At 59.4% G+C, this 23,817-nt stretch carries 20 protein-coding genes and 1 pseudogene; 8 read left to right on the top strand and 13 right to left on the bottom strand.

Annotated features, from left to right (window positions below; genetic code table 11):
• Positions 1–69: 69 nt before the first annotated feature.
• Positions 70–1,305, bottom strand: coding sequence for an ABC transporter substrate-binding protein (locus FHT28_RS23000; protein WP_037202417.1), 1,236 nt, complete (start codon positions 1,303–1,305; stop codon positions 70–72).
• Between the two features lie 459 nt (positions 1,306–1,764).
• On the opposite strand from FHT28_RS23000, the gene FHT28_RS22995 reads away from it, so the two are divergent.
• Positions 1,765–2,796, top strand: coding sequence for a LacI family transcriptional regulator (locus FHT28_RS22995; protein WP_037202418.1), 1,032 nt, complete (start codon positions 1,765–1,767; stop codon positions 2,794–2,796).
• 60 nt (positions 2,797–2,856) lie between these two features.
• Here FHT28_RS22995 and gndA read toward each other — a convergent pair whose 3' ends face one another.
• Entirely contained in the window at positions 2,857–4,284 is a 1,428-nt protein-coding gene (gndA, locus tag FHT28_RS22990; RefSeq protein WP_168597463.1) for an NADP-dependent phosphogluconate dehydrogenase, read from the bottom strand.
• 297 nt (positions 4,285–4,581) lie between these two features.
• Here gndA and FHT28_RS22985 point away from each other — a divergent pair, with 297 nt between their 5' ends.
• Positions 4,582–4,980, top strand: a complete 399-nt coding sequence (locus tag FHT28_RS22985; RefSeq protein ID WP_037202420.1) for a polyketide cyclase — start codon at positions 4,582–4,584, stop codon at positions 4,978–4,980.
• A gap of 6 nt (positions 4,981–4,986) precedes the next feature.
• Here the strand turns inward: FHT28_RS22985 and FHT28_RS22980 are convergent, their stop codons facing one another.
• The 7 genes from FHT28_RS22980 to FHT28_RS22950 form a co-directional block, all read right to left on the bottom strand.
• Positions 4,987–5,601 (bottom strand): ABC-type transport auxiliary lipoprotein family protein, encoded by a 615-nt coding sequence (locus FHT28_RS22980; protein WP_051964402.1) that lies wholly within the window; start codon positions 5,599–5,601, stop codon positions 4,987–4,989.
• 38 nt (positions 5,602–5,639) lie between these two features.
• Positions 5,640–7,010, bottom strand: a complete 1,371-nt coding sequence (locus FHT28_RS22975) for an MlaD family protein (protein ID WP_092573813.1) — start codon at positions 7,008–7,010, stop codon at positions 5,640–5,642.
• 9 nt (positions 7,011–7,019) lie between these two features.
• Positions 7,020–7,883 (bottom strand): ATP-binding cassette domain-containing protein, encoded by an 864-nt coding sequence (locus tag FHT28_RS22970; protein WP_037202422.1) that lies wholly within the window; start codon positions 7,881–7,883, stop codon positions 7,020–7,022.
• 12 nt (positions 7,884–7,895) lie between these two features.
• A complete protein-coding gene (locus FHT28_RS22965; RefSeq protein WP_037202423.1) occupies positions 7,896–9,056 on the bottom strand; it encodes an ABC transporter permease in 1,161 nt (386 codons plus the stop codon).
• A 153-nt stretch (positions 9,057–9,209) separates the two neighbouring features.
• Positions 9,210–10,430: an MFS transporter gene (locus FHT28_RS22960; protein ID WP_168597462.1), complete on the bottom strand. Its 1,221-nt coding sequence runs from the start codon at positions 10,428–10,430 to the stop codon at positions 9,210–9,212.
• 167 nt (positions 10,431–10,597) lie between these two features.
• The gene (locus FHT28_RS22955) at positions 10,598–11,410 is read right to left on the bottom strand and encodes a UDP-2,3-diacylglucosamine diphosphatase (protein ID WP_047638261.1); all 813 of its coding nucleotides are present in this window, start codon (positions 11,408–11,410) and stop codon (positions 10,598–10,600) included.
• A 113-nt stretch (positions 11,411–11,523) separates the two neighbouring features.
• Complete coding sequence (locus FHT28_RS22950) at positions 11,524–12,279, bottom strand: glycerophosphodiester phosphodiesterase family protein (RefSeq protein WP_168597461.1); 756 nt, start codon at positions 12,277–12,279, stop codon at positions 11,524–11,526.
• A 221-nt stretch (positions 12,280–12,500) separates the two neighbouring features.
• On the opposite strand from FHT28_RS22950, the gene FHT28_RS22945 reads away from it, so the two are divergent.
• On the top strand, positions 12,501–14,813 hold the full coding sequence (locus FHT28_RS22945) for an NADP-dependent malic enzyme (RefSeq protein WP_037202428.1): 2,313 nt from the start codon (positions 12,501–12,503) through the stop codon (positions 14,811–14,813).
• 149 nt (positions 14,814–14,962) lie between these two features.
• On the top strand, positions 14,963–15,700 hold the full coding sequence (locus FHT28_RS22940; protein WP_113118661.1) for a hypothetical protein: 738 nt from the start codon (positions 14,963–14,965) through the stop codon (positions 15,698–15,700).
• A gap of 73 nt (positions 15,701–15,773) precedes the next feature.
• On the opposite strand, the gene FHT28_RS22935 is transcribed toward FHT28_RS22940, so the two are convergent.
• Positions 15,774–16,601: a TolB family protein gene (locus FHT28_RS22935; protein ID WP_113118662.1), complete on the bottom strand. Its 828-nt coding sequence runs from the start codon at positions 16,599–16,601 to the stop codon at positions 15,774–15,776.
• Positions 16,602–16,629: 28 nt separating this feature from the next.
• The gene (locus FHT28_RS22930; protein WP_047638335.1) at positions 16,630–18,309 is read right to left on the bottom strand and encodes an NAD+ synthase; all 1,680 of its coding nucleotides are present in this window, start codon (positions 18,307–18,309) and stop codon (positions 16,630–16,632) included.
• Between the two features lie 246 nt (positions 18,310–18,555).
• Here FHT28_RS22930 and FHT28_RS22925 point away from each other — a divergent pair, with 246 nt between their 5' ends.
• From FHT28_RS22925 to FHT28_RS36885, 4 genes and pseudogenes are all read left to right on the top strand, one after another.
• Positions 18,556–20,427, top strand: a complete 1,872-nt coding sequence (locus tag FHT28_RS22925; RefSeq protein ID WP_348645012.1) for an LTA synthase family protein — start codon at positions 18,556–18,558, stop codon at positions 20,425–20,427.
• A 137-nt stretch (positions 20,428–20,564) separates the two neighbouring features.
• A complete protein-coding gene (locus FHT28_RS22920; RefSeq protein WP_047556560.1) occupies positions 20,565–21,107 on the top strand; it encodes a DUF1003 domain-containing protein in 543 nt (180 codons plus the stop codon).
• Between the two features lie 74 nt (positions 21,108–21,181).
• Positions 21,182–21,445 carry a ribbon-helix-helix protein, CopG family gene (locus tag FHT28_RS22915; protein WP_047638269.1) on the top strand — a complete coding sequence of 88 codons (264 nt, stop codon included), beginning with the start codon at positions 21,182–21,184 and terminating at the stop codon, positions 21,443–21,445.
• Positions 21,399–21,783, top strand: a pseudogene (locus tag FHT28_RS36885) (type II toxin-antitoxin system RelE/ParE family toxin). The gene FHT28_RS22915 and the pseudogene FHT28_RS36885 overlap by 47 nt, the downstream one beginning before the upstream one ends.
• 15 nt (positions 21,784–21,798) lie before the next feature.
• Here FHT28_RS36885 and FHT28_RS22905 read toward each other — a convergent pair.
• The gene (locus FHT28_RS22905; protein WP_168597460.1) at positions 21,799–22,224 is read right to left on the bottom strand and encodes a GFA family protein; all 426 of its coding nucleotides are present in this window, start codon (positions 22,222–22,224) and stop codon (positions 21,799–21,801) included.
• A gap of 156 nt (positions 22,225–22,380) precedes the next feature.
• A complete protein-coding gene (locus FHT28_RS22900) occupies positions 22,381–23,754 on the bottom strand; it encodes a 3-deoxy-7-phosphoheptulonate synthase class II (protein WP_037202438.1) in 1,374 nt (457 codons plus the stop codon).
• Positions 23,755–23,817: the final 63 nt, after the last annotated feature.

Below are 23,817 nucleotides of genomic sequence, written 5' to 3'. Positions count from 1 at the left end.
GCTATGTGTCCCGGCCGTGATACCGGCCCGCTACGCGAAGCCGGTATCACTACAGCGAGAAGGTAGAGGTCAATCGGCCGCGGCGATGATGTCTACGAAGCGCTTCTGTGCCGCTTCCGGCGTCATCGCTGGATTTGCGAAGAACTCGGAGAACAGGTCCTCCTTCTGCTTCTGGGTATCGGCGGAAAGAAGCTGGTCCGTACCCTCGATCACGTTACCCTTCTTCAGGATCTCGAGGCCCTTCTTCATGCAGTCGTTGGCTTGCGCGAGATCCACGTCACCACGAACGGGCAGCGAGCCCTTCTTCAGGTTGAAGGCGACCTGTGTCTTCGGATCAAGCAGTGTCTTGGCCAGCACTTCCTGAGCCTTGGATTTGGCATCGTCCTTCAGCAGCGGGAAGTAGAATGCATCGCCCCCTGTCGAGATGACTTCATTGACGCCGAGGCCAGGAAGGCAAGTATAATCCGTGCCGGCCTTCTGGCCCGCCAGCGCGAACTCGCCCTGCGCCCAGTCGCCCATGATCTGACCGCCGGCCTTGCCGGTGATCACGAGGTTCGTGGCCTGGTTCCAATCCTGGACGTTGGAGCCCTTGGACAGCTTGCGGGCATCGTCGGCAGCCTTGAAGACCTTTGCGATTTCCGGTCCGGCAGCGACTTCCTTATCCTTGTCTCCGAATACCTTCTGGAAGGTATCCTTGCCGGCGATGGCGACCATCAACACGTCGAAGGCACCCGCGGCCTGCCACGGCTGACCACCCAAGGCGAGCGGAACGATACCGGCCTTCTCCAGTGCCGGACCAGCGGCAACGAACTCATCCCAGTTCTTCGGAACCTCGACGCCGGCCTTCTTGAAGGCTGCGTTCGAGAGCCAGAGCCATTGCCAGGAGTGGATATTGACCGGGGCGCAATAGATCTTGCCGTCGATCGTGCAGGAATCGAGCAGGCTGGACGGGCGTATGACATCCTTCCAGTGCTCCTTGGTGGCGACATCGGTCAGGTCGCGCATGAGGCCGGCCTGCACAAGCTCCTCGGCCTGGCGGCCGTGGTTGAACTGGGTGGCGCCCATCGGATCGCCACCGGTGATGCGGCTGACCATGATCGGACGCGCAGTACCGCCGGAGCCGGCAATCGCACCATCAACCCAATGATTGCCGGTGGCGTCGAACGCCTTTGCCAGCTCGGCCACCGCGGCAGCTTCGCCGCCGGACGTCCACCAATGGGTTACTTCCAAATCTGTCGCGTTGGCTACCCCCAGCGGCAACACGACCGACGCAGCAAGCGCAGTCGCCATCAAACGAATATTCATGAGTTCTCCTCCCTCACTGAAACGTTGCCGGAAAAACCTAGTCGAATCATTTTCGCCGCGCAACCGCCAACTCGTGATTTTTTTGAAGATAGTTGAATATACAACCTATAAGTAAGTATTTTCTGTTGAATACACGATCTGTACAGAGCTCATTCAACTGAAATCTCTTCAAGGATTTTCCATAAATAACTGTTTTTGTTTCATATTTTTAGAAACTATCTCCGCAATTCTCCAGATGCAGCTCCGCGGCTGCAAAGCTTTCGATGGGTAAGCAGCGATGCAACCTTTAGGAATTTAGACAAAAGATGCATCGAAAATAAAGCTCGACATTCGTACTGTATCGTTACAGTTTTGATCATTGGCGAGGAACAGTCGGATTGCGTCTATGCTTGCGATACTGGCGTGAGCAATATAAGCGGATTGGTCGCGGGAGGCGGCCGGGAGGCGAGCTTGTACGAAATGGACAATAAGAAAACGTCAGGGGGCGGCACTCAGCCCGCACCGGAGCGGCCGACACTGAAGACGATCGCCTTCATGACGGGGCTTGGAATTACCACCGTTTCGCGGGCATTGAAGGATGCCCCCGATATCGGCGCCGAGACCAAGGAGCGGGTGCGCATGGTTGCCCGGCAATTGGGCTATCAGCCGAATCGCGCCGGCGTGCGCCTGAGGACCGGCAAGACCAATGTCATTGCGCTCGTGCTGAGCATCGACGAAGAGATCATGGGCTTTACCAGCCAGATGGTCTTCGGAATTTCAGAGGTTCTGGCCGGCACGCAATACCATCTGGTCATCACGCCGCACTCGCACAGCAAGGACCCCTTGGTTCCCGTGCGCTATATCCTCGACACCGGCTCTGCGGATGGCGTCATCATATCGCGTACGGAGCCGGATGATCCGCGTGTTCGGTTGATGCACGAACGCGGCCTGCCCTTCGCCACGCACGGGCGGACGGACATGGGCATCGTTCACCCCTTCCACGACTTCGACAACGAGGCCTTCGCCCACGAGGCCGTTCGTGCACTGGTCGCCAAGGGGCGGCGTCGCCTGGCGCTGCTGCAGCCCGCCAGCAAACTGACCTACTACTCGCATATCCGCATCGGCTTCCAGATCGGCCTGCACGAATACGGCGCCGAGGAGATCCCGCTGAGGGTAACGACCGATGCGCCGCTGGCCGATATCAGGGACAGCGTCGAGGCGCTGATGCGCGCTCCGCATCCGCCTGATGGAATCGTCTGTTCCAGCGGCGGCGGCGCCATCGCCGTCAATGCCGGCATCGAGGCGGCTGGTTTCCGCCTCGGCCGTGATATCGATATGGTCGCCAAGCAATCGACTGACGTGCTGAACTGGATCCGCCCGGAGATCATCACGATTTATGAGGATGTTCGTCATGGCGGCCGAGAGCTGGCCAAATCCGTCATCGCCCGCATCGACGGGATAGAACCGGAATTGCTGCAAAGCATCAGCTCGCCTGTCTGGCCGAAGAGCTGACGGTAAAAGGCCCACCGGATTTCGCCGGCGGGCCTTTTCAATATAGATTCTGCAGCTCACTCAGCCGTTTGCGCCACTGCCCCATGGGCCGTGATGGATGTCCTTGCCGTCGATACGGTCGAAGCCGTGCGCGCCGAAGAAGTCGCGCTGGGCCTGGATCAGGTTGGCGGTGCCGCGAGCCTGACGATAGGCGTCGAAATAGGTCAGTGCCGAAGCGAGCGCCGGGACCGGCAGGCCGGATGCCGTGGCGGCCGAAACGATGCGCCGCAGCGACGGGATCGATTCTTTGACCATCTCACCGAAGGCCGGTGTAACGATCAGGTTTGCCGCATCAGGCGCCTTGGTGAAGGCGCTGGTGATCTCGTCGAGGAACTGCGAACGAATGATGCAGCCGGCACGCCAGATCTTGGCGATAACAGGCATCGGCAGCGACCAGTTGAACTCCTTCGATGCTTCGGCCATGACAGCAAAGCCCTGCGCGTAAGCGCCGATCTTGGCGGCGAACAGCGCCAGTTCCAGATCCTTCAACAGGTCGGGACCGAAGGCGATCGGGAACTTGTAATCCGGCGTGCCGAAGATCTTTTCGGCGGCCTCGCGCTGGCTCTTGAGAGCCGAAAGGCTACGGGCTGCAACGGCGGCTTCGATGGCGGTCGCCGGAATGCCCATGTTCTGCGCTTCGATCGCAGACCACTTGCCGGTGCCCTTCTGGCCGGCCTTGTCGAGGATGACGTCCGGCATGGCGCTACCGGTCGCCGGGTCCTTGGCGGCCAGAACCTTTTCGGTGATCTCGATCAGGTAGGAATTCAGCCGGCCCTTGTTCCAATCGCCGAAGATACCGCTGATTTCGGCGGCACTCTTGCCGAGTCCATCTCGCAGGATGCCGTAGATTTCGGCGATCATCTGCATGTCGGCATATTCGATGCCGTTGTGGATGGTCTTGACGAAATGACCGGCGCCGTCATTGCCGAGCCAGGCAACGCAGGGATCGTCGTTGTATTTTGCAGCGATCGACGTCAGGACTTTTTCGACGCGCTTATAGGAATCCTCGGTGCCGCCGACCATGATGGACGGGCCATGACGCGCCCCTTCCTCGCCGCCGGACACGCCCATGCCGATGAATGTCAGGCCAGTATCCTTCAGGCGATCGAAGCGGGCCATGGTGTCGCGGAAATTGGCGTTGCCGGCATCGATCATGATGTCGCCCTTGTCGAGATGCGGCTGCAGCGCCGCCATCTGCTGATCCACCGGCTCGCCGGCCTTGATCATGATGATGATCGGCCGCGGCGGGCGGATCGCCTCGACGAACTCCTCGATCGTCTTGCAAGGAATGATCTTGTCCTTAAGCGCGCCCGCATTCGCATAGAATTCGTCCGTCACTTGCGGCGTCCGGTTGAACACCGCGATCCTGTTGCCTTTTTCGGCAATGTTGAGCGCCAGATTCGATCCCATCACAGCAAGACCGATCAGCCCGATTTCTGCCTTTTCCACGACAATCCTCCAATGAGTCGTTGACCACATCCGGCGCCGCGCCGGTGGCGCAGAGGACGCGGCAACATCCGATAGGACGCAATGCCTCCGTCAATCGATGCGAGTTGCGACGGCCTGCGTTGGGCGTTGTTGTTGCATTCCGAGCGTGAAACGGCAAGCCTTCGACAGCCCCGAATCGCCCGCTTTGCAGGACTGTGCAAAAATGTTGCGGGATTCGCGGCCCATCCATTTTCCATGCGCGCGAGCCCGCAGCCGATCGCCAGTCCGCCGAGAGAAAATATAGAGGAGGAGACCATTATGTCGACCATGATCGCGAAGATCGTGCATATCTCCATCGATCGTCACTGGACGGAGGTCTACGGTTTTGCCAGCCGTCCGGAAAACATGCCGCTATGGGCTTCCGGCCTGGCATCGGGATTGAAGCAGGATGGAGAGGACTGGATCGCGGAGGGCATTCTTGGCACCGCCCGCGTACGCTTCGCCGCCCGCAACGACTTCGGCGTCCTCGACCACAGGGTGACCTTGGATTCCGGTCTTCAGGTTCACAACGCGCTGCGGATCGTGCCGAATGGCGACGGCTGCGAGGTCATGTTCACCTTGCTTCAGCTCCCCGGCATGACCGAAGAGCAGTTCGCGGCCGATGCCGCGCATGTGTTGAAAGATCTCGGGACTCTCAAAGAACTGATGGAGCGATAATGGCCCTTAAAGCGAACGCAACGTCCAATCGACAAGCTCGCTGGTCACGCCCGCAAACGCGGCATCCAGCGCCCGCACGAAATCGGGATTGCTGCCGCCGCTGACGGGCACGACCTTCCGGAAGATATTCTGCGCCTTTACCGTACCCGTGCGGTCGTTCAGAATCTTTTCCGAGATTTCGACCGTCGCGGTTTTCTGGCCGCCTACGGTATTGATCTCGAAGGAACGAATGTCGGTGACGACCTGATAGTCGATCGCCAGGCCCTGCCCCGGCACGCCGACGCCACCGAGCTTGCCGGTATTCTCGAAAGCCTCGACCAGCTTCGACTGCACCATCCTGCTCAGCTTGTCGCTCCATTGCGACTTGCCGAGATACTGGATTTCCGAAGATGAAACGCGGATGACGATCTGGTTGCTGTCCAGCGCCTGCAGCGCGGTCGGCGGCGGGATGAGTATCTGTCGGTTCTTGACCGAAGGTCCGTTCGCCTTCACCGACGCGGAAAGATCGTAGGTGTCGTTGTTGGAGGAACTTCCGCAGCCCGCCAGCAAGGCTCCTAGCAATGGCAATGCGATCACAGCTTTCCACACCTGATGACGCTCACTCGACACGCAACCGACCATATTCCGCTTATCCCCTGGAGCCCAGATATCGCTATTCATCAGTGCCGCGCTCGGCCATCATATGTCTTGACCGTATCCCCACCGAAGATCAGTCGCTGTGGATTGCGGTCGAAATTAGTGATTGTAGTATTCAGATTGTCAACCGTGCCCCGCATGTCATTAATGAGAGTTTGGACATCGCGCAGGCCGCCACTCGAAAACTTCTGCAGATTATCGGCGATCGGGCCGATACGGGAATTGAGATTGTCAGCCATCTTCTTGAAGGATTCCAGCGTATCCTTGGCTTCGGCGAACAGCGATTGCGTGCTGTCGTTGCCGAGCAGGGAATCGACCTTCGTGAGAATGCCGTCGACCTTGCCGGACGCCGAGTTCAGCTTGGTGGAGATGTCCCGCGCATTGGCGATCGTCTGGTCGATATCCTGCTGATGCGCCGCAACGGTATTGGCCACATCGCGAATAGACGCGACAGCGGTGCGAGCCTGCTTCGTCACGTCGGCAATGTCATCCATCGATCCCTTGATCTTCGCCGGATCGATCTGCGCGACGATGGCGTCGACACGATCCAGCGTCTGCTGCGCCTTCTGGCCGAAGGTGGTGTAGGTGTCGGCCGTCTGCTTGAAGCTTGCGATGGTCGCCTTCAGATCGGTCGTGGCATCCGCCACGTTGGCGGTAATCCTGTCGGCATTGGCGATGACGTCGTTGACCTTCTGGGCATCGACTGCGCGCACCAGTTTCTCAATTGCATCCAGCGTCGAGTCGATGCGCGTCGAAACGGTCTTGAACGTATCGCCAAGCTGTCCGACGCTCGCCAAGAACTTGTCGATATTATCGGAATTGTCGGCGATCGCCTTGGAGAATTTCTGCGCGTTGCGCACCGTATCGGTCAGCGGCCCGCGCGAATCCGAGACGAAGCCCTGGATGTCGCCGATCGTATCATTGGCGCGGTTGAGAATCTTGTCCGCCGTGGTCAACAGGTTCGTGACGCTGGACTGATCGGCAAGCAGCACGGCGCGTTTGCCGGTGTCGATCGAACGTTTCAGGATATTCTCGTCGCCGTTGCGGCCGCCGGAAAGCTCGATATAGGCAGCACCTGTCAGGCCCTGAATTTCAAGAATAGCCTTGGTGGACGTATAGACCGGCGCATCGGCACGCACCTGCGTGAATGCCAGCGAGTAGTTTGGATCGTCGGCATCGATCGAAAGGCTCTGCACCGAACCGACCTGAATGCCGTTGAAGCGAACCGGTGAACCGACGCTCAAACCGTTCGCAGAACCGGGGATGCGCACCACGAGTTCGACCATCGGACCGCCGCGGCCATATTCCGCCATCCAGTAGACGAAGCCGAAAGCGGCCGCGATAACGAGCAGCGTGAAGAACCCGACGATCGTATAATTGGCTTTGGTTTCCATTGTCTCCAGTCACTTCTCGCGGCTGTGGGGGCCTGCGCCGTTGTCGTCGTTGTGCTCCCTGATGTCTTCGCGCGGCACGATCGAACGTGCGCGCTTGCCCCTGAAATAGGCTTGTACCCAAGGGTCATCGCAGGCGAGCATGTCCTCAACTGTGCCTTCCACCAATACCCGCTTCTGTCCAAGAACAGCAATACGGTCGCAGACGGAAAACAGGCTATCGAGGTCGTGAGTCACCATATAAACGGTCAGGCCGAGCGTGTCGCGTAGCCTGGCGATCAGCTCGTCGAACTCCGCCGCGCCGATCGGATCGAGGCCGGACGTCGGTTCATCAAGAAAGACCAGGTCAGGATCGAGCGCCAGGGCTCTGGCAAGTGCTGCGCGCTTGATCATGCCGCCGGAAAGCTCGGATGGATATTTGTCGGCGGCGTCGGCAGCGAGACCCACCATGCGGATCTTCATCAGCGCCAGCTCGTCCATCATCTCTTGCGGCAGGTCCAGATATTCCCGCATCGGCACCTGAATATTTTCCTTCACCGTCAGCGAGGAAAACAAGGCGCCCTGCTGGAAGAGGACGCCGAGGCGCATATCGAGCTGGTTGCGCTCTGGCTCCGAGAGCGTGTCATAGTCTTCACCGAGGATCTCGATCTTGCCCGAGCGGCGCGGCAGCAACCGCAGTACCGTGCGCAGCAGCACCGACTTGCCAGCGCCGGAAGCGCCCACGAAACCGAGGATTTCGCCGCGATAGATATTGAGGTTCAGTTTATCGAGCACGACTTTCGATCCGAAAGCGACGGTGACATCCCGTGCCGACAGCACGATATCCCTGCCGTGCTCATCTCTTTCCAACGGGATTTCCGAGTGAAGCGCGCTCATCGTCGTCATCCCTCAGAAGTCGATCGCTGCGTAGAACATGGCAAAAAGCCCGTCCATCAGGATCACGACGAAGATCGACTTCACGACCGACGAAGTCACATGCTGCCCCAGCGACTCGGCACTTCCGCCGACCTTCAATCCCTCGACCGCCGCGACGATGCCGATGACCAACGCCATGAACGGAGCCTTGATCATGCCTGAAATGACCGTGGAAAGGCTGATCGCCTCATGCAGGCGGGAGATGAAGGTCGCAATGGTGATACCGGAATAGCCCCAGGCGACCATCGCCGCGCCAAACAGCGAAGCGAAATTGGCAATGATCGTCAGCAGGGGCAGAGCGACGGTCAGCGCCACCAGCCGTGGGAAGATCAGCACGCCGATGGGGTTTAGACCCATGACCTTCAGCGCGTCCACTTCCTCGCGCATCTTCATCGAGCCGATCTCGGCGGTGATCGCGCTGCCGGAACGACCTGCGATCATGATCGCCGTCAGAAGCACGCCGATTTCGCGCAATTGAAGGATGCCGACGAGATCGACGACAAAGACTTCCGCACCGAAATAGCGCAGCTGGAACGCGCCTTGCTGCGCGATGATCGCTCCAATCAGCGACGACATCAGCAGGATGATCGGAACGGCCCTCACGGCCATGTGGTCGATCTGATTGACGATCGAAGCCGGCGAGACGCCGCTGCCGCGTCCGAACTTGAGCTGCGCACCGCGTACTGCGGAGCCCAATATGTACATGGCAGCAATGAGATTGCCCCAAAGTTCGTAGACATTTCTGCCGATCGGCGCAAACAGCCGCTCAGGCAATGATATCTTCGCCTTCGGCTCGCCCTTCTCCGCGTCCGGATCCTCGTCGAAGGCGGTCAGCAGCTCGTCGATATGCGAATTGGAGCCCTCGATCGTCACGGTGGCGCCATGCGCCTCCTGGCTCACCTTCAATCGCCGGATCAGCAGCGCACCGGCCGTGTCGACATCGGAGAGATCGGAAAGATCGATCACAACCTCGCCACCGGCGCTCCGTTTCGAGAGCTGCTCGATCTGCCGCAGCACGCCGTGCACATTGGCGCTACGCCAATTGCCTTCAAGCCGATAGCGATGCCCATTGCCATCGGGCTCTTCATCGATCCTCGGTGCATCGGATTTCTGTTCGGCTGCTTTCAAGCTCATGCGTCTTTCAAATGTGGCATCACCAACGTCGACTCACGGAGCCCGCACGACGCCGATGTTTAATACACCGACTGCACGGGAGATTGCTATGCTGCGCCGCGGCCAACATATGTCACGGCTTTTTGATATCCAAATGAATTTGTTGCATCCGCGTTATGAGACGCCGTGTGCGCCTCCGCCGATCGCCGAACTCCTGGGCCGGAGGTTGCGCGCGAAGATGACCATGCCCAAGCCGAACGCAGCCACCGCTGCCATCACATAGTAGCTGGAAAGGTCTAGCCAGGCATAGAGATAGCCGGACGCGAGCGTCATCAAGCCGAGGAACATGCCGTTATAGAAATAATAGGCGCCCTGGGCGGACGCCTCCTGCGTTTCCTGAACGGATCCGACGATGCGGCGCTGGATGCCGGTATGCACACAGGCATAGGTGCAGGAATGGAAGCACTGCAGCAGGAAATAGCCGGCGAAACCGAGATTGATGGGGAACAGGATCCAACGCAGGACGCACATGCTCGAGCCGAAGAAAATCAGCGTCCACGCACTGAAACGGCGACTTAGCATTCTCGAGAGGAAGAAGACCATTACCTCCGCCGCCACGCCGATGCTCCAGAGAACGGCGATCTGGGTTCCGGAAAAGCCGAGCTTGTGCCAATAGATCGACGCGAATGTGTAGAGCATCGCGTGGCTCGATTGCTGCACCGAGACCCCGATCATCGTGATCAGCAATTGCGGAGAGCGCAGCGAGCTTCCAGTCGGCGACTGCAGATTGATCGGCTGGTTGCGCCGCCGCGTCGGCCCGATACGCGGCGTGATCAGCGCCGTGAGCATGGTCAGCACGAAGCCGGCGACCATGACGGGCAGTACCATGGTGCCTCCCCACATCCCGATCATCTGGCCGCCGAAAAGCGTCGAAACGATGAAGATGATCGATCCCCAGACACGCATGGAGCCATAGTCGAACCCCCAGCGGCGCACCCCCGACATAGCGATCGATTCGACCACCGGCACATAGGGCGCGTAGGTCGCGCCCTGGACGCCATAAACGAGCAGCACGGGCCAGAATTCGCTCGTCCAGTAAAGCGCGATCGCCGTCAGCAATGACAGCCCACCGGACCAGAACAGCACATCGGCGCGTTCCTTCATGTGATCGGCAAACACCGCGATGACGGGCGTCACCAGAACGCGCACGACCATCGGCACGGCGATCACGAGACCGATTTCATGATCATTGAAATTCAATCCCGCCAGCCAGACGGGGAAAAACGGCAAAGCGATCCCGTTGACGAACAACGGCGCGCAGTAGGACAAGGCGGTGCGCAGACGGAAATACGAAGGCGCGCCCTCGCCCTGCAAGGATTTTATCGCGGGAATCATGACAGACCTGAAGGGAACTGAATTTGTCCCTATCACGCTATCGAGAGTACGACTATGGCGAGAAATAGCCAAATCGTAACGTTTCGGAAAAAACCCGAATTACAGGCGCCTCATAACGATCAATAATTATGACAGCCTGTTATTGCGTCCGTGAAGCGGCGCTAAAATTAGGCTGCCTGGGCGCCGACGCCGAGTGCCTTCGGCAACTCTTCGACAGATATACCGGCCGGCTCCGTCTCAAGGATCGACCGCCAGGTAAGCAGCTCGAAAGTGCCGTCCTCATGCTCGGCGATCGCCGTGCAGCTTTCCACCCAGTCACCGGTATTGATATAGCGGATGCCGTCGAGATCCTCGATGACAGCGTGATGGATATGGCCGCAGATCACGCCATCGGCATCGTTGCGCTTGGCTTCCTCGGCGACGACACGCTGGAACTCGCCTATGAAGTTGACGGCATGCTTCACCTGCAGCTTTGCCCAGGCCGAGAACGACCAATAGGGCATGTTCAGGCGACGGCGCACGGCCGCGAGGCCGATATTGATCAGAATGGCCATGTCGTAGGCCCAATCGCCGAGATAGGCGAGCAGGCGGGCGTTACGAACGACGACATCGAATTCGTCGCCATGCAGGACGAGATACTTCTTCCCGTCGGCAGTCTCGTGCATGGCGCGTTGCGCGACTTCGATGCCGCCAAAGTGCGTGCCGGGGAAATCGCGCAGGAATTCGTCGTGATTGCCGGGGATATAAACGATCCGTGTGCCTTTGCGCGCCTTGCGCAGAACCTTCTGCACCACGTCATTGCAATCCTGCGGCCAGTACCAGTTTCGCTTGAGGCGCCACCCATCGATGATATCGCCGACGAGGAAAATGGTATCGGCATCGTGGTAGCGCAGAAAATCGAGAAGGAAGTCCACCTTGGCGGCCTTCGAACCGAGATGTACGTCAGAGATGAACAGTGTACGGAATCGCCGGGTGTCCATGTTTTCATTCACGAACTATAAGTCCGTGCCCTATCCAAACTTGGCTATTCCAAAACCAGACTCGTGTTTCAGGAAGATGACAAACCCTGTGTCTGCTGGCCTATCGGGCTGGATCAGCCACGTTTGGCCGCGATGGCGAGATCGGGACGATCGGTTGTAAAACTGGCGACACCGAGGCGAAACATCGCTCTTGCCGCTTCGCTCGTATGCGCGGCCCAGCCGTGCACCGTCATGCCGCTCCTGCGTACGATGCCCATGACTTCGGCGTCCAGGGCGTCGGCACGCACCGCTATCTCGCGCACACCGCAGCTGCGGAGCGCGGCGATGATCCCATTCCAGCCAAGCTGCGCAGTCATTTGCGGCGAACAAAGAAAAATGAAGCCGAGCAACTCGCCGACGTTCAAACCGCGGTCACCAAGTGCTTTGCCAAAGGCTTCGAGACGCGGCAGGGCGAAACTGGTGATCATCGTCCGTGATACCATGCCGGTCGCCATCAACTCATCGACGATGCGGGCCTCCATCCCCTCATAGGGCGTGCCGTCCGCTTTCGTCTTGATCTCCAGTCGCAGATCGACCGGGGACGGGCCGAAGATATCGATGGTCTCAGCAAGGGTCGGAATAGTCTCGCCGTCGCTTCCGATCACGACATGGCGCATCAGCTCTTCATGGCTGAGATCGACAATAGCCCCTTTGCCGTCGGTCATCCGGTCGATCAGGGCATCGTGATGCACAACCAGCTTGCCGTCCCGCGTCTGGTGAACGTCGAATTCAACGAGATCGACATCAAGCTTGGCCGTCCTTGAAAAGGCAAGCCTGGTGTTTTCTGGCCATAGATGCGCGCCGCCGCGATGAGAAGCGATCAATGTCATGGAGGGTCCTTCGTCTGCCGTTCTCATAAGCCCACGCGATGAACCCCTTATGACTGTCCGAGCGGCGAAGCGGGGAAGCATAGCCCTCACCGGCCCCAAGACGGACACCGGCGAATCCGCGATGACAAAAAAGCGGTCGGCGACGTCAATTGCATACTGTGAACGCGAAGCGATTGATGTATTCAGGGGACTCAAAGCATAGGCAGGAATGGAGAAGTGTGGTGGATACGCACGATACATCGAAGGCAGCCAAGAACATGGCGAGTGGCGATCTCGACGAACAGGCTCTCTACTTTCATCGTTATCCCCGCCCCGGCAAGCTTGAAATCCAGGCCACCAAGCCGCTCGGCAACCAGCGCGATCTGGCGCTGGCCTATTCTCCGGGCGTGGCCGCACCCTGCCTCGCCATCCGCGACAATCCCGAGACGGCAGCGTACTACACGTCCCGCGCCAATCTCGTTGCCGTGATTTCCAATGGTTCGGCCGTCCTCGGCCTCGGCAATATCGGCCCGCTCGCGTCCAAGCCTGTCATGGAAGGCAAGGCGGTTCTGTTCAAGAAATTCGCCGGCATCGACGTGTTCGACATCGAAGTGGCAGCGCCCACCGTCGACGAGATGGTCAACACCATTTCGGCGCTGGAGCCGACCTTCGGCGGCATCAATCTGGAAGACATCAAGGCGCCTGAATGCTTCGACGTCGAACGGCGCCTGCGCGAAAAGATGGAAATCCCGGTTTTCCATGACGATCAGCACGGCACCGCCATCATCGTCGCCGCCGCCATCCTCAACGGACTGGAACTGGCCGGCAAGAAGATCGAGAACGTCAAGATCGTCGCCTCCGGCGCCGGTGCCGCGGCGCTTGCCTGCCTCAATCTGCTCGTCATACTCGGTGCCAAGCGCGAAAACATCTGGGTCCACGACATCGAGGGCCTTGTCTACAAGGACCGCAACGTGCTGATGGACGAATGGAAGTCCGTCTATGCCCAGGATAGCGACAAGCGCGAGCTCGCCGAGTCGATCCCAGGTGCCGACGTCTTCCTCGGCCTTTCGGCCGCAGGCGTGCTGAAGCCCGAGCTCCTCGAGAAAATGGCGGAAAAGCCGCTGATCATGGCGCTGGCCAACCCGACGCCGGAAATCATGCCCGACCTCGCCCGCGCCGCCCGTCCCGATGCGATGATCTGCACCGGCCGTTCGGATTTCCCGAACCAGGTGAACAATGTTCTCTGCTTCCCCTATATCTTCCGTGGCGCGCTCGACTGCGGCGCCAAGACGATCAACGAGGAAATGAAGATGGCCGCGGTGCGCGCCATAGCCTCGCTCGCCCGCGAAGAGCCGTCCGACGTTGCCGCCCGCGCCTATACCGGCGAGACCCCGGTCTTCGGTCCGAACTATCTGATCCCCTCGCCCTTCGATCCGCGCCTGATCCTGCGCATCGCTCCGGCTGTGGCGAAAGCGGCCGCCGAAAGCGGTGTGGCGCTGCGCCCCATCACCGATTTCGATGCCTACATGGACGAGCTCAACCGCTTCGTCTTCCGGTCCGGCTTCATCATGAAGCCGATCTTCGCCGCTGCGAAGATTGCCGAGCGCAAGCGCGTCGTCTTCTCCGAAGGCGAAGATGAGCGCGTGCTGCGCGCCGCACAGGTTCTGCTTGAGGAAGGCACAGCCACCCCGATCCTCATCGGTCGTCCCTCCGTCATCGAGACCCGCCTGAAGCGCTACGGCCTCAAGATCCGTCCGCATACCGATTTCGCCGTCATCAATCCGGACGACGATCCGCGCTTCCGCGAGTATGTCGAGCTCTATTTTTCGCTCGTCGGCCGCAGCGGCGTCATCCCCGAGGCCGCCCGGACGATCGTGCGCACCAACACGACCGTTATCGGCGCGCTTGCCCTGAAGCGCGGCGAAGCCGATGCGTTGATCTGCGGCCTCGAAGGCCGCTACGAGCGCCACCTGCGCATCGTCCGCCAGATCATCGGCAAGCGCCCGGATGTTCGGGATTTTTCGGCGCTGAGCCTGCTCATCTCGCAGCGCGGCGCAACCTTCTACACCGATACCTACGTGTCGTTTAACCCCGGCGCCGAGGAAATCGCAGAGTCGACGGTGCTGGCGGCGGAGGAAATCAAGCGCTTCGGCATCACGCCGCGTGCCGCCCTCGTCTCGCACTCCAACTTCGGCTCGCGGGAATCGGAAAGCGCCACCAAGATGCGCAATGCCCTGGCGCTCGTTCGCGAAGCCGCGCCGGAGCTGGAAGTCGATGGTGAGATGCACGGCGACAGCGCCATTTCCGAAAGCCTGCGCCGCCACGTCATGCCGGACAGCACGCTTTCTGGCGAAGCAAACCTGCTCGTCTTCCCCAATCTCGATGCCGCCAACATCACGCTTGGCGTGGTCAAGACCATGACCGACGGGCTGCATGTCGGGCCGATCCTGCTGGGTACGGCCCTTCCGGCCCACATTCTTTCGCCTTCGGTCACTTCACGCGGTGTCGTCAACATGGCAGCCCTGGCCGTGGTCGAGGCATCGCAACTGGCCTGACGAAGCATTTTTTTGCGGCCGCCCGAGCATGGTGGCCGCAAATCACAATTCGCTAAAATCCTCTCGAAATCCATGTGTTTTGATGGATACGTTGTTAAGCTCCAAAGTGTAGTTTCCAACGAAATCAACCCGCCTTCGAGAACAGAATCGTGAACCGCGGCACAAACCTAGTTTCCATTGCCCTGCTGTCCCTGTTGACAGCCACACCGAGCTTCGCGCAGGCCAATCTGTGCGACGAATTGCGCGGCCGCTACGCCGATACCGCTGAAGTGGTCGGCGCGAGCCAGGAGACGCGCCAGCTTTCGCGCGCCATAGTCCAGCAAAACACGATGATCCGCCGCTTGATGAGTGATCTGCGCAATCAGGGCTGCGTCGAAGACAGCAGCATGGTGATCATCGGCTCAAACAACGAAGGCGTCTGCGACGACATGCGAACGTCGCTCGATGGAATGCGGCACGATCTCGGCATGTTGGTAGATCAGCGCGATGAGAGCGTCGGCCGCATCGACGCGGCCAGCCTTAAGCGCCGGCAACTGCTGGATACCATGCAGAGGAACGGTTGCAGCGCGCCGGCCTCGGCCACGCCGGATATCGTCATCGATACCCGCACCAAGCTCGACGCCTATGCGCCGCAGCAGCAGTCCCTTGCGCAGCCGGAAAGCTCGATTACCATAATCGAAACGCCAAAACCCCAGAAGAATTCCGGTCTGCCGCAAAAGCAGGCTCCGGCGGTGACGCAGGCCGAGCAGCAGCAATTCCCGCCGGACAGACCCTACGATCCGTCAGCCAACAAGGTCCGTCAGGTCGGGCCGCAATTCCTTGCGACCGACCAAGGTGGCATTGACCTGAAGCATCCGAAAGAGGCCGGGCCGCAGCCGACGCAATAGGCTGCCGCAACAGGGAAATGATGACTTCGTCGCCTACTTCCTGCGCGAGGTTGCGGTAAGAGCGTCCAGAGCGTCAGGCCGGCTCGTAACGGACATAGGCGAACTCGTCGCCATCGGGCGACCAGTTCGGCACGTTGATGCTTCCTTGTCCGCCGAAGAGTTCGAACAGCGTCGTGAGATCGCCGCCATCCATATCCATCAACCGCATCCGCACATTCAGATCGCGCGGATGGTCGAAGACTTCAGGATCGTAGGAGATCAGCACGACCTTGTCGTTCCTGGGAGATGGATGGGCAAACCAATTGCCATAATTATCATCGGTCAGTTGCTGCAACCCCGTGCCGTCGGGATGAATGCGCCAGATCTGCATGAGACCGGTGCGGCTGGAGTTGAAATAGATCCATTGCCCATCGGCCGAAAAATCCGGGCCATCGTTGCGGCCCTCGCCATGCGTCAGCCGCGTCTCTTCACCGCCGTCGATCGAGATCGTGTAGATATCGAAGACGTTGTCGCGGATGCCGCAATAGGAGAAGCGCTGCCCGTCGGGTGACCAGCCGTGCCAATAGGACGGCAGGTTGGTCGTGACCTGCCTAGGCGTGCCGCCTTCGGCCGGCAGCACATAGATGCAGGATTTGCCATGCTCCGTCTTGTCGGAAATCGCGATCAGCGATCCGTCGGGAGAAATCCCATGATCGTTGTTGCACTGCGTGGCGAAGCCGGTATCGACGCGAACGATCTTGCCAACGCCACCCAACGGCAGCCGGTAAAGCAGACCGTCGCCGTTCAGCAGCAAATAGCGTCCGTCAGGCGAATAGTTCGGCGCCTCGATCAGCTGGTCCGTCTGGAAGACCACCCGGTTCGCACCCGTGCGGATATTGTAGATCTCGACCGAGCTGCGCATACTTTCCCCTTTAACGCCGGCGTTGCGATCAGCGATCGCGGAACCGGTTGGTGATCGGATAGCGGCGATCACGACCAAAATTCTTCTTGGTGATCTTCACGCCCGGAGCCGACTGGCGGCGCTTGTACTCGGCGAGATAAAGCAGATGCTCGATACGATGCACTGTCGCGACATCATGTCCGCGCGCCACGATCTCTTCGACCGACATTTCCTTTTCCACCAGGCATTCGAGGATATCGTCGAGCACCGGATAGGGCGGAAGCGAATCCTGGTCTGTCTGGTTCGGCCTCAGTTCAGCCGAAGGCGCCTTGTCGATGATGTTGTAGGGGATCACCTCGCCTGAAGGGCCGAGCGCGCCCGGCGGCACATGCAGGTTGCGCCAGCGCGACAACGCATAGACCTGCATCTTGTAGAGATCCTTGATGGGATTGAAGCCACCGTTCATGTCGCCATAGAGCGTGGCATATCCAACGGACATTTCCGACTTGTTGCCCGTCGTCACCACCATCGAGCCAAATTTGTTGGAGATCGCCATCAGGATGGTACCGCGGGCACGGCTCTGCAGATTTTCCTCGGTGATGCCGCTTTCCGTACCTTCGAACAGATCGGACAAGGCCGTCGTGAAGCCGGTGACAGGATCCTCGATCGGCACGATATCGTAGCGGCAGCCGAGCGCCTTGGCGCAATCCGCCGCATCCTTCAAAGAATCCTCTGAGGTATAGCGATAGGGCAGCATGACGGTGCGTACGCGCTCCTCTCCGAGCGCATCCACCGCAATCGCCGCGCAGATCGCCGAGTCGATACCGCCGGACAGGCCGAGCACGACCGACTTGAAGCCGTTCTTGTTCACGTAGTCGCGGAAGCCCAGCAGGCAGGCGCGGTAATCGGCCTCCTCGCCTTCCGGAATATGCGCCATCGGTCCTTCGGCGCAATGCCAGACGTCGCCATTCTTCTTCCAGGTGGTGACTGCCAGCGCGGTCTCGAACTGGCTCATCTGGAACGCCAGGGTCTTGTCGGCATTGAAGCCGAAGCTCGCGCCATCGAAAACAAGTTCGTCCTGGCCGCCAACCTGGGCGGCGAAAATGAGCGGTAAACCTGACTCGATCACCTGCCGCAATGCGACCTGGTGACGGACATCGACCTTGCCACGATAGTAAGGCGAACCATTCGGAACCAGCAGGATTTCCGCACCGCTCTCGGCCAGCGTTTCGCAGATGCCGAGATCGTTCCAGATCTCCTCGCAAATCGGTATGCCAAGGCGGACGCCGCGAAAATTGACAGGCCCCGCGATGGTCCCTTCGTCGAAAACCCGCTTCTCGTCGAACTCGCCGTAGTTCGGCAAATCGACCTTGTCCCTGATGAAGATGACTTTACCGCCATCTAGCACGGCCACGGAATTGTAGCGGCCGGTGTCGTCCTGCCGTGGGACACCGACGACGACGCCTGGCCCGCCATCGGCGGTATCGGCAGCGAGACTTTCAACGGCTTTCCAGCAGGCGCGGATGAAGGCCGGCTTCAGCACCAGATCCTCCGGCGGATAGCCGGAAATGAACAATTCCGTCAACATCAGGAGCTGCGCGCCTTCGCGCGCCGCCTCGGCCCGCGCTTCGCGCGCCTTGGCCAGATTGCCGGAAACGTCGCCGACCGTCGGATTGAGCTGCGCGACGGCGATACGGATGGTCTGAGTGATCGGGCCTTGCTCTGTCATGCCATACATTTAGCGATGGCATTCTTCTTCCGCAACCGCCTTCGTTCACCTGCAGGTATCAAAGATCGCACTACGCGCATAGGCGGTATTTTTACCCGGAAAACTACCAGGTCAGCCTTGCGGTTCATCCAGAATTCATGACAGAAACGTGACAATTATATGAATACCCTATAGCATTCGGAGAAACCCTTGGTCGATCTGGTCATTGGTTCCGCTTTGGCGGGCAGGCTCGTTCTTTTCCAGAAAATCGGCGCAGCGAGGCAGAAATCAGCCGTCCTGCGCCAAGTTCTGAGCCTTACTCTGACCTTGCTGCTCGCACTGTCGATCGTCATTGCCGTCGAATGGATTGTGCGCGGTGAGTTTTCGACCGTCCCGTCCTATCTCTTTTCTCCGTCTCGCCCCGGCTTCACCACCATCGGCATCGTCATGCTGACTATGCTCATTTTGGATGCGGCTCTCGGCCGAGCGCATCTATCGGTCTTGATCGTCGCACCGCTGCTGTTGGTTCCGGCGTTCATCTCCAGCCAGAAGCAGAACTATCTCTCCGATCCGCTCTATCCGTCTGATTTCCTGTTTGCACGGCAGATCATGGAATTGATGCCTGTGATGGTGCGCGATCGGCCGTGGACCGCCGCGGCACTCGCCATCGGCGTCATTGCGTCCCTCGCCGCCCTCGCCTTTCTGTGGCGCCATGCTTGGCAACACGCCGCCGCGCTATCGCAAAAGGCGCGCATGATCAGGCTGTCGGTATGCCTGCCGCTTGCGGCGCTGTTCGTTTCGCAGATGGACCCGACGCAATATTCCTCCATCCGTGAGAAACTGCGCATCATCCCGATCGTCTGGGATCAGAAGGAAAACTACAGCTACAACGGCTTCGTCATCGCCTTCTCGCTCAACCTGCCGATGGCCGATGTCAAATCCCCGGCGGGCTACGGACCGGATGCGATCGATGCCATTCCGGCGAGAAACTACGGCTATCTCTCCGGTCCGCGCGAGAAGCCTGACGTCATCATGCTGATGAGCGAATCCCTCTGGGATCCGACCCGGCTGTCCAATGTCGCCTTTACGCCCGATCCGATGCCGACGATCCGCTCCAGACAATCCGGTTACGTCTTTTCGCCTGAGTTCGGCGGCATGACCGCCAATGTCGAATTCGAGGCGCTGACGGGCTTTTCCAATGCCTTCCTGCCCTATGGCAGCATACCCTATCAGCAATATGTGCGCCGGCCCATGCCGTCGCTTGCCACCTTCTTCCGCGGCGAAGGCTATGCGGCACGCGCGCTCCACCCCTTCAGCGGCTGGTTCTGGAATCGCAACGAAGTCTACAAGGCTTTCGGCTTCGAGGAGTTCCACACCGATGAAACCCTGCCGCCGATGGAGAGGCGCGGCATGTTCGCCGCCGACGATTCCCTGATGAAGGAAATCATGCGCGAGGGAGACGAAGCCGATCAGCCATTCTTCTTCTTCGCTGTCACTCTCCAGGGACATGGCCCTTACGAACCCAATCGCTTTGCACAGAATACCGTCGATATCACCGGCAACCTGAACGACGACGATCGTGCAACGCTCGCCACCTATGCGCAGGGCGTTCGGGAATCCGATGACAGTCTGAAGATGCTGATGGATTGGGCTGAAAAGCGTGACCGTGAAACCATCATCGTCCTCTGGGGCGATCACCTGCCGCCGCTCGGCAGCGCCTATCCGAACACCGGCTACATGCCCCAGCAGGTGGCGACGCGAAAGGCACCGCTCGACGTCATGAAACAGGAGCACGAAACGCCGCTGGTCATCTGGTCGAGCAAGAATGGCGTACGCAAGGATGTCGGCACGATCAGCCCGTCGCAACTGCCCTATCACGTGTTGAAAACAGCCGGATATGAGCATCCCTTCTACACCGGCTTCCTCGGCCGCGTGCAGAAGAAATACACCATCGTCGACCGTTATCAGCTCGCGACGCGCGACAACGAGACTTTCCCGGACTGGGCGCGCAACGAGCAGCACCTCGATCCGACGGTGCGCGACTATCGCCATCTGCAGCACGACATCATGTTCGGACGGGAATACGGATTGGACCGCTTCTTCCCGTCGCATAGCTGGCTGATCAGCCAAGGGAGTTAGCGGATCGAACACAATGGTCGAGCCGAACACGCAAGGTTGGATTCGATCCACCATGCTGCAACCCTTTTCGCGTTGCATTTTCGTTGGGCAGTCGAATACTTGGCGCTCAAAGACGATCAAGCCCCCGGAGTATCCTCATGTACAATCTGCCAAATTTCGTCCACCAGCATTTCGACAAGACGGCCGAAGAGCTGGGCGAGACAGAAAAGCGCGTGCTCAAGAAAGCGCATGAGCGCAAGATCGTCTCGACCGATATCAACGCGGCCTTCTCCGCCAATGCGTCCTATGGCGAACGCCTCGCCGACGGCATCGCCCGTGTTGGAGGCTCCTGGGCCTTCATCGTCTGCTTCCTGCTGTTCCTGGTCTTCTGGTGCGTCGTCAACACCATCGTACTCCTCACCCGCGCCTTCGATCCCTACCCTTTCATCTTCCTCAACCTCGTCCTCTCCATGATCGCCGCCATCCAGGCGCCGATCATCATGATGTCCCAGAACCGCCAGACCGAACGGGATCGCTTCGAAGCAGCCAAGGACTATGAGGTCAATCTCAAGGCTGAACTCGAAGTCCTCTCGCTGCACCAGAAAATCGACATGCAGGTGCTGACGGAGCTTTCTGTGGTCAAGGAGGAAATCGCCAAGCTGAGCAAGCTGGTGACGGAGAAGAACGGGGCTAGTGGGTGAGCCATCACCCCACGCTCGGAAATTGACTTTTAGCATGTCTCCTATATTTTGTAATACAAAATTAGATAAATACGATGAAAAATCAAAGGCAGCTTTCGAATCCTATTACGCTTCGGGTTCCCGCCGACATCCTCGCTGAAATCGAAGAGATCGCGGATGTCTGCGAGCGGACGCGCAGCTGGGTCTTTGTACGAGCGCTCAAATCTTATCTGGCGACCGAAGGTCGCGAAGTATTGGAGATCGCAAAGGCTCGCCGGGAAATGGCAAACGGCGAAGCATACGATCTTGATGATGTCGTCAGCGAAGTGGCGACGGCCATCAAAGGGGCTGCTGCTTGAAAGAGTTCGCCTTTCGGCCGGCGCCAGAGCATATATCAAGTCGGAAGCGCAATACCTGAAAGATAGAAGTCCCACAGCGGCTCTCCGCTTCCTCGACGATCTGAACCGGGCTCAGAACAAGCCTGCTTCGTTTCCCCCAGATGGGTTTTCGGAGCAATGAACTGCCAATTCCCGGCGTTTTACGATTTACGATGGGAGATTATCTCGTCGATTACGAAATTGCCGGTGACCTCATAGAGATCAGAGCCATTCGCCACGGTCACCAAAGACCTCCGGGTCTCCCGATCGATGATGATTTCGACTATGAAGACAATAACTTCGAGCAGCCCAAGACTTGATGGCACCATGCTTTATCAGTCTGATGGCCCTGCCGTGGGCAGCCCCGGCCGCCCCTGCCTGTATTGCGGCAGCCCATCGGTGATATCGTAGTAATCGCCCTTGTCGGCGCAGTAGATATGATAGGCGATCTCAAGACCGCTCGGTGGGTCGAAAAGCCCGGCCATGATCGAGATTTCCTCGGCCCCGTCAGCCGCCCAGAACAGCGCCGAGCCGCAGGTCTTGCAGAAGCCGCGACGGGCAAATGTGCTGGCGCGATACCAGGTGATTGCCTCTTCCCCCTCGATGAGGAGGTTGCCGATCGGAACGTTGGTGGCGGCATAGTAGAGCCCGGTCTGCTTGCGGCACTGCGAACAATGGCAGGCGACGACCTCCCGTAGCTTGCCACGTGTCTTGAAACGTACGCTGCCGCAAAGGCACGCGCCGGTATGTTCGTCGTTCATAGTCGCTCCCCTTTTTCAGGGAACCTTCCCGAGAACGATATGCCGGTCAATCTCAAAGAAATGAAACGCATCTTCAGCCGGATTGATCTATCCGGCACAAATGCAAACGGGCCGGCTTTCGCCGGCCCGTTTGATAAATCAGAGATCCGTTTTCCCTCAGCCGTGGGCGCGCAGACGCTTCTCGTCGCGGCCGCCCTTCATCCGCTCGGCAAGCAGGAAGGCTAGCTCGAGTGCCTGGTCGGCATTGAGACGCGGGTCGCAATGGGTGTGGTAACGATCCTGTAGATCTTCGGCGCCGACAGCGCGGGCGCCGCCGGTGCATTCGGTCACGTCCTTGCCGGTCATCTCGATGTGGATGCCGCCCGGATGCGTGCCTTCGGCGCGGTGAATCTGGAAGAAGCTTTCGACTTCCGACAGAATGCGCTCGAAGGGACGCGTCTTGTAGTTGTTGAGGGTGATCGTATTGCCGTGCATCGGGTCGCAGGACCAGACGACCTTGCGGCCTTCCTTCTCGACGGCGCGGATGAGCCGCGGCAGGTTGTCGGCAACCTTGTCGTGGCCGAAACGGCAGATCAGCGTCAGACGGCCGGCCTCGTTCTGCGGGTTGAGGATATCGATCAGGTTGAGCAGATCGTCGGCCTGCAACGAAGGGCCGCACTTCAGGCCGATCGGGTTCTTGATGCCGCGGAAATATTCGACATGCGCATGGTCGGCCTGACGCGTACGGTCGCCGATCCAGAGCATGTGGCCTGAGGTGGCGTACCAATCGCCCGAAGTGGAATCGACGCGGGTGAACGCCTCTTCATAGCCGAGCAGCAGCGCCTCATGGCTGGTGAAGAAATCGGTCTCGCGCAGGCTTGCATTGCTATCGGAGGTAATGCCGATCGCCTTCATGAAATCCATGGTCTCGCTGATGCGATCGGCAAGCTTGCGGTAGCGCTCGCCCTGCGGGCTGTCCTTGACGAAGCCGAGCATCCATTTGTGGACGTTTTCGAGGTTGGCGTAGCCGCCCATGGCGAAGGCGCGCAGCAGGTTGAGCGTCGCGGCAGACTGGCGGTAAGCCATCATCTGACGTTCCGGATTGGGAATGCGCGCTTCCTCGGTGAACTCGATGCCGTTGACGATGTCACCGCGGTAGCTCGGCAGAGATACGCCGGCCTGTGTCTCGATGCCCGAGGAACGCGGCTTAGCGAACTGACCGGCGATGCGACCGACCTTCACGACAGGCAGCTGAGCGCCGAACGTCAGCACGACGGCCATCTGCAGGAAAGCGCGGAAGAAGTCGCGGATCGTGTCGGCGCCATGCTCGGCGAAGCTTTCGGCGCAGTCTCCGCCTTGCAGCAGAAAACCGTTGCCTTCGGCGACATTGGCAAGATGCGCTTTCAGACGGCGGGCTTCACCGGCAAAAACGAGCGGCGGATAGCTTGCAAGCTGCGCTTCCGTTGCCGCCAGTGCCGCCGGGTCCGGATATTCCGGCACCTGCTGGATCGGTTTCTGCCGCCAACTGCTGGGTGTCCAATTCTGTGCCATCTCACTCACCTGCTTGTGCACCCGGTCTTTGCCGGGCGTCCCGTCGTAAATAACGCGCGCTTA

The organism is Rhizobium sp. SG570, from assembly GCF_012275345.1.
GTDB lineage: Bacteria > Pseudomonadota > Alphaproteobacteria > Rhizobiales > Rhizobiaceae > Rhizobium > Rhizobium lusitanum.
Note: the sequence above shows the minus strand (reverse complement) of the source record. Positions and strands in the feature narration are given on the sequence as shown.

Excerpts from the sequence above, each read along its gene's own strand:
- FHT28_RS23000 (WP_037202417.1), bottom strand. The coding sequence starts at position 1,305 with ATGAATATTCGTTTGATGGCGACTGCGCTTGCTGCGTCGGTCGTGTTG.
- FHT28_RS22995 (WP_037202418.1), top strand. The coding sequence starts at position 1,765 with ATGGACAATAAGAAAACGTCAGGGGGCGGCACTCAGCCCGCACCGGAG.
- FHT28_RS22985 (WP_037202420.1), top strand. The coding sequence starts at position 4,582 with ATGTCGACCATGATCGCGAAGATCGTGCATATCTCCATCGATCGTCAC.
- FHT28_RS22980 (WP_051964402.1), bottom strand. The coding sequence starts at position 5,601 with ATGGTCGGTTGCGTGTCGAGTGAGCGTCATCAGGTGTGGAAAGCTGTG.
- FHT28_RS22975 (WP_092573813.1), bottom strand. The coding sequence starts at position 7,010 with ATGGAAACCAAAGCCAATTATACGATCGTCGGGTTCTTCACGCTGCTC.
- FHT28_RS22970 (WP_037202422.1), bottom strand. The coding sequence starts at position 7,883 with ATGAGCGCGCTTCACTCGGAAATCCCGTTGGAAAGAGATGAGCACGGC.
- FHT28_RS22965 (WP_037202423.1), bottom strand. The coding sequence starts at position 9,056 with ATGAGCTTGAAAGCAGCCGAACAGAAATCCGATGCACCGAGGATCGAT.
- FHT28_RS22960 (WP_168597462.1), bottom strand. The coding sequence starts at position 10,430 with ATGATTCCCGCGATAAAATCCTTGCAGGGCGAGGGCGCGCCTTCGTAT.
- FHT28_RS22955 (WP_047638261.1), bottom strand. The coding sequence starts at position 11,410 with ATGGACACCCGGCGATTCCGTACACTGTTCATCTCTGACGTACATCTC.
- FHT28_RS22950 (WP_168597461.1), bottom strand. The coding sequence starts at position 12,279 with ATGACATTGATCGCTTCTCATCGCGGCGGCGCGCATCTATGGCCAGAA.
- FHT28_RS22935 (WP_113118662.1), bottom strand. The coding sequence starts at position 16,601 with ATGCGCAGCTCGGTCGAGATCTACAATATCCGCACGGGTGCGAACCGG.
- FHT28_RS22930 (WP_047638335.1), bottom strand. The coding sequence starts at position 18,309 with ATGACAGAGCAAGGCCCGATCACTCAGACCATCCGTATCGCCGTCGCG.
- FHT28_RS22920 (WP_047556560.1), top strand. The coding sequence starts at position 20,565 with ATGTACAATCTGCCAAATTTCGTCCACCAGCATTTCGACAAGACGGCC.
- FHT28_RS22915 (WP_047638269.1), top strand. The coding sequence starts at position 21,182 with ATGAAAAATCAAAGGCAGCTTTCGAATCCTATTACGCTTCGGGTTCCC.
- FHT28_RS22905 (WP_168597460.1), bottom strand. The coding sequence starts at position 22,224 with ATGAACGACGAACATACCGGCGCGTGCCTTTGCGGCAGCGTACGTTTC.
- FHT28_RS22900 (WP_037202438.1), bottom strand. The coding sequence starts at position 23,754 with ATGGCACAGAATTGGACACCCAGCAGTTGGCGGCAGAAACCGATCCAG.